Below are 14,455 nucleotides of genomic sequence, written 5' to 3'. Positions count from 1 at the left end.
ACTACTGGACGGTCGGTTTCTCGCGGCAAGGTCTCACAAGCACGCCTCCAGAGACATCGCGATCCCAGCTCGAGGTGACTCGATGGGTTCGGGGGGGTGGTGCTGGGCCGTCGAATGCGACGTCGACGGACTCGACGGCACGGCGATCCCACCACCCGATACCGCTATCCCAGGAGCCTTCCCAACCGGCCGTCACGCAGCGGCCGGTCGACGCCCCGCGCGGATCAGCGCTGCCAGGGAAGGCAGCCTGCGGCGCGCAGGCGGGTCGCCAAGCCGGAGCCGATCGTGGTGCTGGAACCGTTCCCCGCGGTAAGGGCAAGCAGGAGGTCGACGCCGAGTCCGGCGCCGAGCGAGCAGCCCAGCAAGTTGATGTCGACCGAGATGATCTCGTCCTTCGGCGCACCGGGCAGGGTCTCCTCGGCATGCGCTGAACTCGCTCCTATCACGGCACCGGCGGCCAGTGCCGTGACGAGGACTCCTGCTTCGATGGATCGCACTCATTTCTCCTTGCACGCGTTTCCCTGCGCAGTTTTTCTGCCGGGCAATTGATCTCATGTGTCGCGGGCGTGGACCGTCCGACGACCCGCTGTCCATTGTTGCCCGATCGAGAAGGGCGGAAACACCGGATGTCACGTCGATCGTCGGCAAGGGAATCAGGACTGCGGTGGACGATGCCCAGAATCGAGGGCGATCAGCGCGCACACCGCCATGATCTCGTCCGCACGGAATTCCACATGGTTCAGCGTCGGAGTGAGCACCGCGACCGCGCCGACGCGACGCACCACGGTGAGCAGCGCCGCGAGCGAGGCGGGCGCGGTCGGTCCGGCGACCAACGTTCGCGCCAGATCGAAACCCGATGACTTCGCCAGCGCGCGGATCTCCATTTCGTGCCTGCGAGCGCGCAGCCCGGAGATGTCGCGGCGCAGGTATCCGACCACCTTCGGCTTCATGATCACCTCTCGTTCGATGGGAGCGCCCGCCACCGGGGGCTTTCGCCACCTTCGCGGCTCACCGCGTCCGGAGTGTCGTGCCGACACGACATCGCCCCGGCGGCGCGCGCCCCTAGAGCCTCGAGGAACGCAGAGCGCACCGCGACGCTGTCAAGCGCGCGAGGCCAGGTGTGCGATATCTGCCGTTGCCCCTCCCTACCTGGGAACTTGTGCTTAAAGTTCGCTCATCACAGTGCATTTCGGGAACAGGGGGCCGGAAATGATCGACCACGAGATGGACGGCGCGTGGACAACGCCGAGATTCCGCGAGTTGCTCGCCGAAGGGCAGCCCGGACAAGCCCTCGCCCTAGTCCGCAAGGAAATGGGACTCTCCCAAGCCGACTTCGGCGCCCTCCTGCACTGGGACCGCACCCACGCGGGCCGGGTGGAACGCGGAGAAGTGGGGACCATCTTCGACATCCGCGAATTAACCCGCGCCGCCGACGCACTGGGTATCCCCCGCTCCGCGCTGCTGCCGCTCTTGCTCGCGACACCCGATCCGGGGACCATCGACTACAGGGGCGGCGAAGGAGTCGATGACGTGGACCGCAGACAATTCGGCCTGGCAGCGACGATTACGGCAGTGGCGGGTGCCTCCATGCCGGCGACCGGGGCGGCTGAACCGATCCGAGTCGGCACCGGCCATGTCACTTATATCCGTGTGCTCACACAACGGCTGTGGGAGCACGACAACCATCACGGAGGCGGCGGGGCCTTCGACTACGCATCGCGGCAATACGCTTCCGTGCGGCGGTTACTCGACTCCAAGTCATACGGCCACCGCACAGGTGCCCAATTACTGAGTGCCACGGGATGGCTGTCGAATACCGTCGCCTGGCTGGCTCGCGACTGTAATCAGCCGGGCACTGCTCGGCGGCACCTGACGGAATCGGTTCTGCTTGCCGAACAGTGCGGCGACAACGCCCTGTTGGCCGCCGCCCTCGGAGACCTCGCGAATCTGGCCGCCTACTCCCCTGCCTCGTTCGCCGAGCCCGTACGCCTCGCCCGGCGCTCGACCGAACTCGCCAGCAACATACCGTCGGCTCGCATGAACGCCCTGAAAGCCGCTGAGGAGGCAACCGCGTACGCGGCCGTCGGGGACGAACAGGAATTCGACCGCGCGATGGCACGAGTCTGGCGCGAAGCCGATCGCGGTCTCGACAGCCCGGACGACCCCGCGTGGTTGGCGCACGTCAATGAGGCCGAGCTGCGCGCTCACGAGGCGCGCGGACTGCGCATGCTCGGACACCACGCGCGAGCGGCCGGGCTGTACCGGGAGAGCGTCGCCCACGAGAGCTGTTTCCCGCGTGACGAAGCTTCGTACCGCACCTATTACGCCGCAGCCCTCGCCGGACTGGGCGACACCACCTCGGCAATCACCGAAGCCCATACCGCCCTCACCCTGCTGGAAGGCCCGGTCAACTCCCCCCGCCTCCTGACCGAACTACGCCCGATCCGGGTAGCCGCCGCCCACACGCGAGGCGACGACGCCGAACACTTCCGACTTCGATTCGACGCCCTCGCCCGCACCGCATGACCCGTCGACCCGAACCGTTCAACGCCCGGCGTTGCAGCCACCGTCCGCAGCTCACAGCGCCGGCCCTGAGCGGGTCCTCGGCTCCGACCACGCCGACACCTGACATCGAGGTGACGGCGGCAAGCTTTCGCCCCCCGCTCTCGACGCTGGTAGGTCTCAGGCCGGTCGTCGTCGCACGACGTCGGAGATGACCGCTGCGACGAACTTTTCGACTGCCGAGGTAGTCGGCGGGCCGGGGTCGCGGTCGGTGAACAACAGGTGCGCGCCACCGACCAGGGAGAGGGTGAGCGAGTCGATGTCCGCGTCGGGTGCGATGCGTCCCAGTTCACGCTCGTCGGCCAGATAGGCGGAGATCGCGGTGGTCGCCTCGGCGAGGATCGCCATGCCGCCGCCGGGCCTGGCTTGCCGCAGTCGGGCGCGCAGTTCGTCACGGAAGGTGATGAGCGGGATGATCGCCAGCGGCACGGGGCCGAACAGAATGGTCAGAGCACTGGTCAGATTGGCGGCCACCGTGCCGGAGCCGGCGGAGGCGCGTAGCGCACCGGCCTGCGCTTCGAGCCGCGCGGCGCGATCGAGCACGAGATCGGCGAGGAAGGTGTCGAAGTCGGTGAAGTGCCGGTGCAGAACGCCTTTGGCGCAGCCCGCCTCGTCGGTGACAGCCCGGCTGGTCAGCCCGTTCGGCCCGTCGCGCAGCAGCACGCGCTCGGCAGCGTCGAACAGTTGCTGCCGCGCGTCGCGAAGGTGCATCCCAGTCGGCACTCACAGATCCTTTCGTGCGTCGATCCAGCGGCATTATTGCGCAGTGGGCATTCGCCCACTAAAGTGGGCGCATGCCCACAATGCCGCAGGAGCAACCAGCACCGCCCCCAGCGCAGTCGGGGCGGTTCCAGCAGATGGCCGTGTCGTTCGGCGTGGACACACAGCGCTACGACCAGGCCCGACCCGGCTACCCCGCCGCATTGGTGGCGCGGATCATCGCCGAGACTCCGGGGGCCGACGTGCTCGACGTGGGCTGCGGTACCGGCATCGCCGCTCGCCAGTTCCAGGCCGCAGGGTGCACGGTGCTCGGCGTGGAACCCGATAGGCGGATGGCCGACTTCGCGCGAGCCCGCGGGCTGCGAGTGGAGGTGGCCACCTTCGAGGCGTGGCAGCCGGGTGACCGGAAGTTCGACGCGGTCGTCGCCGCTCAGTCGTGGCATTGGGTGGACCCGGTCACCGGCGCCGCGAAGGCGGCAGGCGTACTGCGTCCAGGGGGACGGCTGGCGATCTTCGGTCACGTGTACGAGCCACCCGCCGAGGTGGCGGAACCGTTCGCCGCAGCCTACCGGCGGGTGGCGCCGGACTCCCCGTTCAGCGGCCAACCGGCTCGGCGTCCCCTCGGGGCCTACCAAGCGGGATACGAGAAATTCGCCGACCAGATTCGCGAGACCGGACAATTCGGAGATCCCGAACGGTGGCGATTCGACTGGCAGCAATCCTATACGCGCGACCAATGGCTGGAACTGCTCCCCACCACAGGTGGCCTCACCCGACTGCCCGCTGATCAGCTGGCCGAGATACTGGACGCGGTCGGCAACGCCATCGACTCTCTGGGCGGATCCTTCACGATGGACTACACCACCCTGGCGGTGACCGCCGCGCGCGCCAGCACTCTCTGACGACCGCGCTCGGCATCGAAGCGCGAAGCGGCTCGCGGCTCGGCTTCGGGATGCCGAGCCACCACGGGGGTGGCCCCGTTCGCGTAGCCGCCGACCGCGCACCCGGCGACGACGCCGAGCGCTTCCGATGGCTGCGCACCGCGAGCCTCAGCGCAGTCGGCCGAGCAGGGTGTCGCGCTGGTCGGCCACCATGGCGCGGATCGCCGTGACGACGGCGGCCACTTCGGGGCGGCGGAGGGTTTCGATGCGGGCGACGAGCCAGTAGCCGAGCGTGACGGTCACCGAATCGGCGAGGACGCGAACGAGATCCGCGTGGCGGTCGGCCATGAAGCAGGGCAGCAGGCCCAGACCGGCGGAGGCTCGGGTGGCCTCCACGTGCACGAAAACGTTGGTGGAGGTGACCGATTCGCGCATCGCGGGTACGAAGCTGGAGGCCAGGTCGAGATCGTCGACTTGCAGCATGGAATCGATGAAGTACACCAGCGGATACCGCGCCAGGTCATCGATCGTGGCGGGCGCGCCGTGTTCGCGCAGGTATTCGTGGGAGCCGTACAGACCGAGGCAGTAGTCGGCCAGATGCGTGGCGGTGGCGCGGTGCACCTGCGGCTCCCCCACGACTATCTCGAGGTCCAGGCCCGAACGCTGTTGCGACGCGCGCCGCGTGGTCGCCACGATCTCGACCGAGATCTTCGGATGCCGCCGCTGCACCTCCGCGGCGGCGGGCGCGGCGATGTAGGCGCTGAAGCCGTCGGTCGCCGAGATCCGGACCACGCCCTCCAGTACCCGGTTGCCGCCGGCGTCCGCGGCCAGCGATTTCACCGCCGACTCCACCGCCTCGGCCGCGGCGAGGGCCGCCCTGCCGAGATCGGTCAGTTCCCAGCCACCGGTGACCCTGGTGAGCACTCGGCCGCCGAGCGTCTGCTCCAGCGTGGCGATGCGCCGGGAGATGGTGGTGTGGTTGATGCCGAGTTCTTCGGCGGCCGTGACGAATCGGCCCGACCGCCCCACAGCCAGGAGTACGAGGAGGTCGTCGGCACTGGGACGACCAGGCGACGCCGGGCGCATATCTGCATCTTTGCAGAGAGGCACTGCACAAATGGTCATTGCGGCGCGATTCGTCTGCACTAATACTCGGTGCAGCCAAGCATTGTGGGAGCCGTCACATCGAGAACGAAGTGTGGCCCCGGGCACGAAGGAGAAGTGCGATGAGGGAGCACAGCGCCGCGGCGACAGCGGCGGCGGATTCGGGCGCGACGACCGGCGGCTTGCGCCGCGTGGTGGCCGCGTCGATGGCGGGCACGATCGTGGAGTGGTACGAGTTCTTCCTCTACGGCACCGCCGCCACACTGGTGTTCAGCAAGGTGTTCTTCGCCAAGGACACCAGCGAACTGGACGCCATCCTGGCCGCGTTCGTGACCTACGCGGTCGGCTTCGCGGCGCGTCCGCTCGGCGGCGTGGTCTTCGGGCACTTCGGCGACAAGTACGGCCGTAAGAAGCTGCTGCAATTCAGCCTGGTGCTGGTGGGCGGCGCGACCTTCCTGATGGGCTGCCTGCCGACCTTCGGACAGATCGGCTACTGGGCGCCCGCGCTGCTGGTCGCCCTGCGCTTCATCCAGGGATTCGCGGTCGGCGGTGAGTGGGGCGGCGCGGTGCTGCTGGTCGCCGAACACAGCCCGAGCCGCAGCCGCGGATTCTGGGCGAGCTGGCCGCAGGCGGGCGTGCCCGCGGGCAACTTGCTGGCGACGGTGGTGCTGCTGGTGCTGACCTCCACGCTGTCGGACGAGGCGTTCCTCGGCTGGGGATGGCGGGTGGCGTTCTGGCTGTCGGCGGTGGTCGTGCTGATCGGCTACTACATCCGCACGAAGATCACCGACGCGCCCATCTTCGTCGCGGCGCAGCGGGAGGCCGAGCAGCTCGAGGCGACCTCGCTGAGCGTGGTCGAGGTGCTGCGCCGCTACCCGCGCGGCGTGCTCACCGCGATGGGTCTGCGTTTCGGCGAGAACGTCATGTACTACCTTGTGGTCACGTTCACGATCACCTATCTCAAGGTCGAGGTGCACGCCGACACCCAAGTGATCCTGTGGTGGCTGCTCGCCGCGCACGCCGTGCACTTCGTGACGATCCCCCTGGTGGGCAACCTGTCCGACCGCTTCGGCAGGCGACCGGTCTACCTGGTCGGCTCGCTGACCGCCGGCACCTGGGGCTTCTTCGCATTCCCGATGATGGACAGCGGCCACAACGCGGTCATCATGTCCGCCATCATCATCGGCCTGATCTTCCACGCCTTCATGTACGCCGGGCAGCCCGCGATCATGGCCGAGATGTTCCCCACCCGGATGCGCTATTCCGGCGTGTCCCTGGGCTATCAGGTGACCTCGATCGTGGCCGGTTCGCTCGCGCCGATCATCGCCGTGCGGCTGCTGAACACCTACCACTCCGCGGTGCCGATCGCCTGGTACCTGGCGGGCGCCGCGGCGGTGAGCGCGGTCGCCGTGCTCGCGGCACGAGAGACGAAGGGGCTGACCTTGGAAAGCATCGACCACGCCGACGCCGAGACCCTCGGCGCGCGGACCGAAGTGACCGTGCGATGAGCGATCTGGCGGGGCGCAGCGCCCTGGTCACCGGCGGCGCGAGCGGCATCGGCGCGGCCTGCGCCCGCGCGCTCGCAGCGCGCGGCGCGACGGTGACGGTGGCCGATGTCGACGACGTCGGCGCGAAGGCGGTGGCCGGGGAACTGGGCGGCAAGGCATGGGCGGTGGATCTGCTCGATGTCGCGGTGCTGGAGAAGTTGGCACTCGACGTCGACATCCTGGTGAACAACGCCGGGGTGCAGCACGTCAGCCCGATCGAGGACTTCGCGCCGCAGCGTTTCCGCGACTTGCTCACGCTGATGGTCGAGGCGCCGTTCCTGCTGGTGCGCGCGGTGCTGCCGCACATGTACCGGCAGGGCTGGGGACGGATCGTCAACATCTCCTCGGTGCACGGCCTGCGCGCCTCCGAATACAAGGTCGCCTATGTGACGGCCAAACACGGGCTGGAGGGGCTGTCGAAGGTCACCGCCCTGGAGGGCGGCCCGCACGGCGTGACCAGCAACTGCGTCAACCCGGGCTATGTGCGGACACCGCTGGTGGACAAGCAGATCGCCGACCAGGCCAGGGCGCACGGCGTGCCCGAGCAGGAGGTGGTGGAGAAGATCCTGCTCACCGAGAGCGCGATCAAACGCCTCGTCGAGCCGGAGGAGGTCGCGTCATTGGTGGGCTGGCTGGCCTCGCCGGAGGCGAGCATGGTCACCGGCGCGGCCTACACGATGGACGGCGGGTGGAGCGCGCGATGAGGGCGCGCTCAGCCCAGCGCGGTCAGCGCCATCCCGCGCAGCACCGGCCGGGCCCGGGCGGCGGTCGCCTCGCCCGCGCTGTGCGGGGTGGAGTTGATCAGGCCGAAGACGGCGTGGGCCTGCACCCGCGCCGTCTCCTCGGGTAGCTCCGGATGCAATTCGCGCAGCACGCCCACCCAGATCTCCACGTACTGGCGCTGGGTGCGGCGGATCTCCCTGCGGGCCGGGGCGGGCACGTTGTCCAGGTCTCGATCCTGGATGCGGATCAGCTCCGGTTCGCCGAGCGCGAAGTCCAGGTGGTGATCGACCAGTCCGGCGAGCGCCAGCTCGGCGGAGTTCGTGCCCGCCACCACCGCCTTGCCGCCGTCGAGCAGGCGCTGGCTCACCCCGACCAGCAGCTCCACCAGCAGCGCCTCCTTGTTCGGGAAGTGCCGGTAGACCGCGGGACCGCTGATGCCCACGGCGGCGCCCAGGTCGTCCAAGCGCATGCCGAGGAAGCCGCGATCGGCGATCAACCGCGCTCCGGCTTCCAGCAGTTGCGCCCTGCGTTGCGCTTTCAGTTGCTCGCGACGGGTGGGCGCGACGGGTTCGGCACTGGTCACACGCGTTCCTCTCCACCGACCTGGACATCTCGGTTAATCAACACTAACCTGAATTCCAGTTATCGTCGACTAACTGGACGACAGGATGGCGTGATGACCGTTACCGAAGAGGCCGTCGGAAACCGGGCCGCGCACGCGGCGCTGGTCGACGACCTGCGCGCCCGGCTGGACGCCGCGGCGCTGGGCGGGCCCGCGAAGGCGCGCGAGCGCCATATCGCGCGGGGCAAATTGCTGCCCCGGCAGCGGGTGGACCAACTGCTGGACCCGGGAAGCCCATTCCTCGAACTCTCCCCGCTGGCCGCGACCGGGATGTACGGCGACGACTCCCCCGGCGCCGGGATCATCACCGGGATCGGACGGGTGTCCGGCCGGGAATGCGTGATCGTGGCCAACGACGCGACGGTCAAGGGCGGCACCTACTACCCGATGACGGTGAAGAAGCATCTGCGCGCGCAAGAGATCGCGTTGCAGAACCACTTGCCGTGTGTGTACCTGGTCGATTCCGGCGGCGCGTACCTGCCGCACCAGGACGAAGTGTTCCCCGACCGGGAGCATTTCGGGCGCATCTTCTACAACCAGGCGACCATGAGCGCCAAGGGAATTCCGCAGATCGCCGCGGTGCTCGGCTCGTGCACCGCCGGTGGCGCCTATGTGCCCGCGATGAGCGACGAGGCCGTGATCGTGCGCAACCAGGGCACCATCTTCCTCGGCGGGCCGCCGCTGGTGAAGGCCGCGACCGGCGAGGTGGTCACGGCCGAGGAACTCGGCGGCGGTGAGCTGCACTCGCGCACCTCCGGCGTCACCGACCACTTGGCCGAGGACGACCAGGACGCGCTGCGCATCGTGCGCCGCATCGTGGCCACCCTCGGACCGCGCACGCCGGTCCCGTGGGACGTCCGTCCCGTCATCGCGCCCGCCGCGCCGGAATCCGAGCTCTACGACGTGGTGCCGGTCGATCTGCGCACCCCCTACGACGTGCGTGAGGTGATCCACCGACTGGTCGACGGGACTCCGGATGGCCAGAGCGGCTTCCACGAGTTCAAGGCGGGATACGGCAAGACCCTGGTCACCGGGTTCGCGCACATCCACGGGCATCCGGTGGGCATCGTCGCCAACAACGGCGTGCTGTTCAGCGAATCCGCCATGAAGGGCGCGCATTTCATCGAGCTGTGCGACAAGCGCAGCATCCCGCTGTTGTTCTTGCAGAACATCACCGGCTTCATGGTCGGCCGCGACTACGAGGCGGGCGGCATCGCCAAGCACGGCGCGAAGATGGTGACCGCGGTGGCCTGCGCGCGGGTGCCGAAGCTCACCGTCGTCATCGGCGGCTCCTACGGCGCGGGCAACTACTCGATGTGCGGGCGCGCGTATTCGCCACGGTTCCTGTGGATGTGGCCGAACGCCCGCATCTCCGTGATGGGCGGCGAGCAGGCGGCGTCGGTGCTGTCGACGGTGCGCGGTGACCAACTCGACAGCAGCGGGCAGCCTCGGTCACGCCCGGGCGGGAGTAGGGAGGGATCAGACGCAGCCGAGGAGGCGTTCAAGGCCTCGATCCGGGAGCAGTACGAAAGCCAGGGCAACCCCTACTACTCGACCGCCCGGTTGTGGGACGACGGCGTCATCGATCCCGCCGACACCAGAACCGTGCTCGGACTCGCTCTCTCGGTGTGCGCGCAAGCCCCGCTCGAACCCGTTTCCTACGGCGTATTCCGGATGTGATGGCGATGCTGAACAAATCCGTTCCCGTCGGATTCGACACCGTGCTCGTCGCCAATCGCGGCGAGATCGCGGTGCGGGTGATCCGCACGTTGCGCGCGCTGGGCATCCGCTCGGTGGCCGTCTACAGCGACGCCGACGCCGACGCCCGCCACGTCCGCGAAGCGGATACGGCGGTGCGCCTCGGCCCGGCCCCCGCCCGGGAGAGCTACCTCGCCATCGACCGGGTGGTCGCCGCCGCCGTGCGCGCCGGCGCGCAAGCGGTTCACCCCGGCTACGGGTTCCTCTCGGAGAACGCCGCTTTCGCCGCGGCGCTGGCCGAGGCAGGCATCGTCTTCCTCGGCCCGCCAGCCCGCGCCATCGAGGTGATGGGCGACAAGATCACCGCGAAGAACACCGTGGCCGCGTTCGGCGTCCCGGTGGTGCCCGGCATCGCCACGCCCGGCCTGACCGACGACGACCTGATCGCCGCGGCCGCCGAAGTCGGCTATCCGGTCCTGGTCAAGCCGTCGGCGGGCGGTGGAGGCAAGGGCATGCGCCGGGTGGACGATCCGGCCCGGCTGCCGGAGGCGCTGCGCAGCGCCCGGCGCGAGGCCGCCGCCGCGTTCGGTGACGACACGCTGTTCCTGGAGCGCTTCGTCACCCGGCCGCGGCACATCGAGGTGCAAATCCTCGCCGATCAGTTCGGCAACGTGCTGCACCTGGGCGAGCGCGAATGCAGCTTGCAGCGCCGCCACCAGAAGGTGATCGAGGAGGCGCCCTCGCCGCTGCTGGACGCGGCCACCAGGGCCAGGATCGGCGCCGCCGCCTGCAACACCGCGCGCAGCGTGGACTACGTGGGCGCGGGCACCGTGGAGTTCATCGTCTCCGCCGACCGCCCCGACGAGTTCTTCTTCATGGAGATGAACACCCGCCTCCAGGTGGAGCATCCGGTCACTGAACTGGTCACCGGCGTCGACCTGGTGGAATGCCAGGTCCGGGTGGCGGCCGGGCAGAAGCTGGCGGTGGCGCAGGACGACATCCGCATGGTCGGGCACGCGATCGAGGCCAGGGTGTACGCCGAGGATCCCGGACGCGGGTTTCTGCCGACCGGCGGCACGGTGCTCGACCTCGACGAACCGGAGGGCCCCGGTGTCCGGGTCGATTCGGGTCTGCGGATCGGCACGCGCGTCGGCAGCGACTACGACCCGATGCTGTCGAAGGTCATCGCACATGCCGGTGATCGCACCGCCGCGCTCGCGAAACTCGATCGGGCGCTGGCCGACACCGTGCTGCTCGGGGTGACCAGCAATATCGAGTTCCTGCGCTTCCTGCTGGCCGATCCGGGCGTGGCCGAGGGACGACTGGACACCGACCTGCTGGACCGGCGGGTCGCCGACTTCCGTCCCGCTTCCGTCGGCGACGACGAGTTCGCCGCCGCCGCTGCCCGGCATTGGCTGCGTCGCTGGCCCGCCACCCCGCGCGATCCCTGGGAGATCCCGTCCGGCTGGCGAATCGGAGCCGACGCGCCCACACCGATCCGGCTCGCGGGCGGGGAGCGGGTCGAGCACGTCTATCTCTCCGGTACGCCCGGCGACGGCGCGGTTCGAGTCGGTGACAATGGTGAGACACGGTCGCTGACAGCCGAATTCACCGGTGACCGATCCGCGGGCGTGCTCACCCTCACGCTGGACGGCCTGCGCCGCACCTACCGGGTCGCCGAGCAGGACGGCCTGCTGTGGGTGGCCGGACCATCCGGTATCGCGGCACTGCGCGAGGTGGCCGAGGTCAACGTGCGCGGCGGCGACGAACAGGTGGGTGACGCCGAGATCCGCTCCCCCATGCCGGGTTCGGTGATCGCGGTACCGGTCGCTTCGGGCGCCGCGGTCGCCGCGGGCGATCCGGTGGTCATCGTGGAGGCGATGAAGATGGAGCACTCGCTCACCGCGCCGGTTGCCGGAACCGTCGAACTACTGGTCGAGCCGGGCGCGCAGGTGCGCCTGGAGCAGGTGCTGGCGCGCGTCGTCGCGCAGGCCGAAACGAATCACGCCGAACGAGAAGGAATCCCCACATGACCGACTTCCTGTCCACCGGCACGCTGCCGGAGGAGTACCGGGATCTCGCGCTGACCGTGCGAGACTTCGCGCGGTCGGTGGTCGCTCCGGTGGCGGCCGAGCACGACGCGAACCACACCTTTCCGTACGAGGTGGTCGCGGGGATGGCCGAGATGGGCCTGTTCGGCCTGCCGTTCCCCGAGGAGTACGGCGGCATGGGCGGTGACTACTTCGCGCTGTGCCTGGCGCTCGAGGAGCTGGGCAAGGTCGACCAGAGCGTCGCGATCACGCTGGAGGCGGGGGTCTCGCTGGGCGCGATGCCGATCTACCGGTTCGGCAACGACAAGCAGAAGCTGGAATGGCTGCCGCAGCTGACCAGCGGCCGCAACCTCGCCGCGTTCGGACTCACCGAACCGGGCGCGGGCAGCGACGCGGGCGGCACCAGGACCACCGCGGTCGCCGACGGCGGCGAATGGATCATCAACGGCAGCAAGCAGTTCATCACCAACTCCGGCACCGACATCACCAAGCTCGTCACGGTGACCGCGGTGACCGGGCAGACCGGCGGCAAGAAGGAGATCTCCACCATCCTGGTGCCCACCGACACGCCTGGTTTCGTCGCCGAGCCGGCTTACAACAAGGTCGGCTGGAACGCCTCCGACACCCATCCACTGAGCTTCACCGACGTGCGCGTGCCCGAGGAGAACCTGCTCGGCGAGCGCGGGCGCGGCTACGCGAACTTCCTGCGCATCCTCGACGAGGGGCGCATCGCCATCGCCGCGCTCTCGGTCGGGGTCGCGCAGGGTTGTGTGGACGAGAGTGTGCGCTACGCCAAGGAGCGCGAGGCGTTCGGCCAAGTGATCGGGCGCAACCAGGCCATCGCGTTCAAGATCGCCAGGATGGAAGCGCGGGCGCACGCCGCCCGGGCCGCCTATTACGACGCGGCGGCGCTGATGCTGGCGAACAAGCCGTTCAAGAAGCAGGCGTCCATCGCGAAGCTGGTGGCCAGCGAGGCCGCCATGGACAACGCCCGCGACGCGACGCAGATCTTCGGCGGCTACGGGTTCATGAACGAATACGCGGTGGCCCGGCACTATCGCGACAGCAAGATCCTGGAAATCGGCGAAGGGACGACGGAGGTGCAGCTGATGCTGATCGGACGGGAGCTGGGCCTGTGACCCGGCGCGCGGTCGTGCAGCGCGGCCTGTGGTTCGAGGAGTTCGACACCGAGGTGGTCTACGAGCACCGCCCCGGCCGCACCATCACCGAGGCGGACAACGTCCTGTTCACCACGCTGACCATGAATACCCAGGCGTTGCACCTGGACGCGGCGTTCAGCGACCGGCTGCCGCCGTTCAACCAGCGGTTGGTGAACTCGATGTTCACGCTGTCCACCTTGATCGGGCTGTCGGTGGCGCAGCTGACCCAGGGCACCATCGTGGCCAATCTCGGCTTCTCCGAGGTCGCGTTCCCCAAGCCGGTGTTCCACGGCGACACCATGTACGCCGAGACCGTGGTCACCGACAAGCGCGAGTCCAAGAGCCGTCCGGGCGAGGGCATCGTGACCTTCGCGCACACCGGACGCAACCAGCACGGCGACGTCATCGCCACGGCCGTCCGCAAGACGCTGGTCCGCAAAGCCCCGGAGGGCTCGGCGTGAGCTGTCAGGGCCGGAGGCGGCAGCGCAGCGTGACCACGCGGGCCCCGCTCACGCCGACAGCAGACACAGCGTGAAAGGACACGGTATGAGCTGGCAGATGGCGGGCCCGGCCTGGTTGTTCTGCCCGGCCGATCGCCCGGAACGCTTCGCGAAGGCGGCGGATGTGGCGGATGTGGTGATCCTCGACCTCGAGGACGGCGTCGCCGCGCACGACAAGGTGGCGGCGCGCAAGGCGCTGCGGGACACCCCGCTGGATCCGGAAACCACGGTGGTGCGGGTGAACGCGGCGGGCACCGAGGACCACGCGCTCGATCTCGCGGCCCTCGCAGGCACCGCCTATCGGCGGCTGATGCTGCCGAAATGCGAGTCGGCCGAGCAGGTCGCGGCGCTGCCGGACCACGAGGTGCTCGCGCTGATCGAGTCGCCGCTCGGCGCCCTCGCGGTGGGTCAGGTGATGACCGCGCGCAACGCGATCGGCGTCATGTGGGGCGCGGAGGATCTGGTCGCCGGGCTCGGCGGCACCGCGAGCAGGCACGCCGACGGCAGCTACCGCGACGTGGCCCGCCACGTGCGCTCCAGCACGCTGCTGGCGGCCAAGGCGTACGGCAAGTTCGCGCTGGATTCGGTGTATCTGAATATTCGCGATCTGGACGGGCTGCGCGCGGAGGCCGAGGACGCGGTCGCGGTCGGCTTCGACGCCAAGGTCGCGATCCATCCGAGCCAGGTGGCGGTGCTGCGGGCCGCCTACGCGCCCTCCGAACAAGAGGTCGCCTGGGCCCGGCGGGTGCTGGAGGAAGCACCGAAGCACCGTGGGGTCTTCGCCCTCGAGGGCAGGATGGTCGATGGCCCCGTGTTCCGGCACGCCGAGCAGATCGTGCGGCGCGCCGCCCGCGACTGAACACCGAGTTCCACAGCAGGAGGAGAGC

14 protein-coding genes are annotated in these 14,455 nt (G+C 69.1%); 9 read left to right on the top strand and 5 right to left on the bottom strand.

Features of this window, described 5'->3' with window-relative positions; genetic code table 11:
• Positions 1–224 precede the first annotated feature (224 nt).
• A complete protein-coding gene (locus tag NA8_RS23255) occupies positions 225–497 on the bottom strand; it encodes a hypothetical protein (RefSeq protein ID WP_063052473.1) in 273 nt (90 codons plus the stop codon).
• Positions 498–653: 156 nt separating this feature from the next.
• The gene (locus NA8_RS23250) at positions 654–950 is read right to left on the bottom strand and encodes a hypothetical protein (RefSeq protein ID WP_157106867.1); all 297 of its coding nucleotides are present in this window, start codon (positions 948–950) and stop codon (positions 654–656) included.
• Between the two features lie 259 nt (positions 951–1,209).
• Between NA8_RS23250 and NA8_RS23245 the strand changes: the two genes are divergently transcribed.
• Complete coding sequence (locus NA8_RS23245; protein ID WP_063052471.1) at positions 1,210–2,526, top strand: helix-turn-helix domain-containing protein; 1,317 nt, start codon at positions 1,210–1,212, stop codon at positions 2,524–2,526.
• Positions 2,527–2,682: 156 nt separating this feature from the next.
• Here NA8_RS23245 and NA8_RS23240 read toward each other — a convergent pair whose 3' ends face one another.
• Entirely contained in the window at positions 2,683–3,285 is a 603-nt protein-coding gene (locus NA8_RS23240; RefSeq protein WP_063052470.1) for a TetR/AcrR family transcriptional regulator, read from the bottom strand.
• 71 nt (positions 3,286–3,356) lie between these two features.
• Between NA8_RS23240 and NA8_RS23235 the strand changes: the two genes are divergently transcribed.
• Positions 3,357–4,184: a class I SAM-dependent methyltransferase gene (locus tag NA8_RS23235; protein ID WP_063052469.1), complete on the top strand. Its 828-nt coding sequence runs from the start codon at positions 3,357–3,359 to the stop codon at positions 4,182–4,184.
• Between the two features lie 147 nt (positions 4,185–4,331).
• Here the strand turns inward: NA8_RS23235 and NA8_RS23230 are convergent, their stop codons facing one another.
• Positions 4,332–5,288 (bottom strand): LysR family transcriptional regulator, encoded by a 957-nt coding sequence (locus tag NA8_RS23230; RefSeq protein WP_063052468.1) that lies wholly within the window; start codon positions 5,286–5,288, stop codon positions 4,332–4,334.
• 101 nt (positions 5,289–5,389) lie between these two features.
• On the opposite strand from NA8_RS23230, the gene NA8_RS23225 reads away from it, so the two are divergent.
• Both NA8_RS23225 and NA8_RS23220 read left to right on the top strand, forming a co-directional pair.
• Positions 5,390–6,775 carry an MFS transporter gene (locus NA8_RS23225; protein WP_063052467.1) on the top strand — a complete coding sequence of 462 codons (1,386 nt, stop codon included), beginning with the start codon at positions 5,390–5,392 and terminating at the stop codon, positions 6,773–6,775.
• Positions 6,772–7,518 (top strand): 3-hydroxybutyrate dehydrogenase, encoded by a 747-nt coding sequence (locus NA8_RS23220; protein ID WP_063052466.1) that lies wholly within the window; start codon positions 6,772–6,774, stop codon positions 7,516–7,518. Before NA8_RS23225 ends, NA8_RS23220 begins: the two co-directional genes overlap by 4 nt.
• A gap of 8 nt (positions 7,519–7,526) precedes the next feature.
• Here the strand turns inward: NA8_RS23220 and NA8_RS23215 are convergent, their stop codons facing one another.
• A complete protein-coding gene (locus NA8_RS23215; protein ID WP_040870070.1) occupies positions 7,527–8,120 on the bottom strand; it encodes an SACE_7040 family transcriptional regulator in 594 nt (197 codons plus the stop codon).
• 93 nt (positions 8,121–8,213) lie between these two features.
• Here NA8_RS23215 and NA8_RS23210 point away from each other — a divergent pair, with 93 nt between their 5' ends.
• The 5 genes from NA8_RS23210 to NA8_RS23190 all read left to right on the top strand — a co-directional run bounded on the left by NA8_RS23210 (position 8,214) and on the right by NA8_RS23190 (position 14,427).
• Positions 8,214–9,839, top strand: a complete 1,626-nt coding sequence (locus NA8_RS23210) for a carboxyl transferase domain-containing protein (protein WP_063052465.1) — start codon at positions 8,214–8,216, stop codon at positions 9,837–9,839.
• A 5-nt stretch (positions 9,840–9,844) separates the two neighbouring features.
• Entirely contained in the window at positions 9,845–11,890 is a 2,046-nt protein-coding gene (locus tag NA8_RS23205) for an acetyl/propionyl/methylcrotonyl-CoA carboxylase subunit alpha (RefSeq protein ID WP_063052483.1), read from the top strand.
• Positions 11,887–13,047 (top strand): acyl-CoA dehydrogenase family protein, encoded by a 1,161-nt coding sequence (locus tag NA8_RS23200; RefSeq protein ID WP_063052464.1) that lies wholly within the window; start codon positions 11,887–11,889, stop codon positions 13,045–13,047. The genes NA8_RS23205 and NA8_RS23200 overlap by 4 nt, the downstream gene beginning before the upstream one ends.
• On the top strand, positions 13,044–13,529 hold the full coding sequence (locus tag NA8_RS23195) for a MaoC family dehydratase (protein ID WP_063052463.1): 486 nt from the start codon (positions 13,044–13,046) through the stop codon (positions 13,527–13,529). The genes NA8_RS23200 and NA8_RS23195 overlap by 4 nt, the downstream gene beginning before the upstream one ends.
• A gap of 85 nt (positions 13,530–13,614) precedes the next feature.
• A complete protein-coding gene (locus NA8_RS23190; RefSeq protein ID WP_063052462.1) occupies positions 13,615–14,427 on the top strand; it encodes an HpcH/HpaI aldolase/citrate lyase family protein in 813 nt (270 codons plus the stop codon).
• The last annotated feature ends 28 nt before the right edge of the window (positions 14,428–14,455 follow it).

This window comes from Nocardia arthritidis NBRC 100137, assembly GCF_001612765.1.
GTDB classification, from domain to species: Bacteria; Actinomycetota; Actinomycetes; order Mycobacteriales; family Mycobacteriaceae; genus Nocardia; species Nocardia arthritidis.
This window is presented reverse-complemented; position numbering and strand designations above follow the sequence as displayed.

Bases quoted from the DNA above. Each gene is read 5' to 3' on its own strand.
- NA8_RS23250 (WP_157106867.1), bottom strand. From the start codon at position 950: ATGAAGCCGAAGGTGGTCGGATACCTGCGCCGCGACATCTCCGGGCTG.
- NA8_RS23245 (WP_063052471.1), top strand. From the start codon at position 1,210: ATGATCGACCACGAGATGGACGGCGCGTGGACAACGCCGAGATTCCGC.
- NA8_RS23235 (WP_063052469.1), top strand. From the start codon at position 3,357: ATGCCCACAATGCCGCAGGAGCAACCAGCACCGCCCCCAGCGCAGTCG.
- NA8_RS23230 (WP_063052468.1), bottom strand. From the start codon at position 5,288: ATGACCATTTGTGCAGTGCCTCTCTGCAAAGATGCAGATATGCGCCCG.
- NA8_RS23225 (WP_063052467.1), top strand. From the start codon at position 5,390: ATGAGGGAGCACAGCGCCGCGGCGACAGCGGCGGCGGATTCGGGCGCG.
- NA8_RS23220 (WP_063052466.1), top strand. From the start codon at position 6,772: ATGAGCGATCTGGCGGGGCGCAGCGCCCTGGTCACCGGCGGCGCGAGC.
- NA8_RS23210 (WP_063052465.1), top strand. From the start codon at position 8,214: ATGACCGTTACCGAAGAGGCCGTCGGAAACCGGGCCGCGCACGCGGCG.
- NA8_RS23205 (WP_063052483.1), top strand. From the start codon at position 9,845: ATGCTGAACAAATCCGTTCCCGTCGGATTCGACACCGTGCTCGTCGCC.
- NA8_RS23200 (WP_063052464.1), top strand. From the start codon at position 11,887: ATGACCGACTTCCTGTCCACCGGCACGCTGCCGGAGGAGTACCGGGAT.
- NA8_RS23190 (WP_063052462.1), top strand. From the start codon at position 13,615: ATGAGCTGGCAGATGGCGGGCCCGGCCTGGTTGTTCTGCCCGGCCGAT.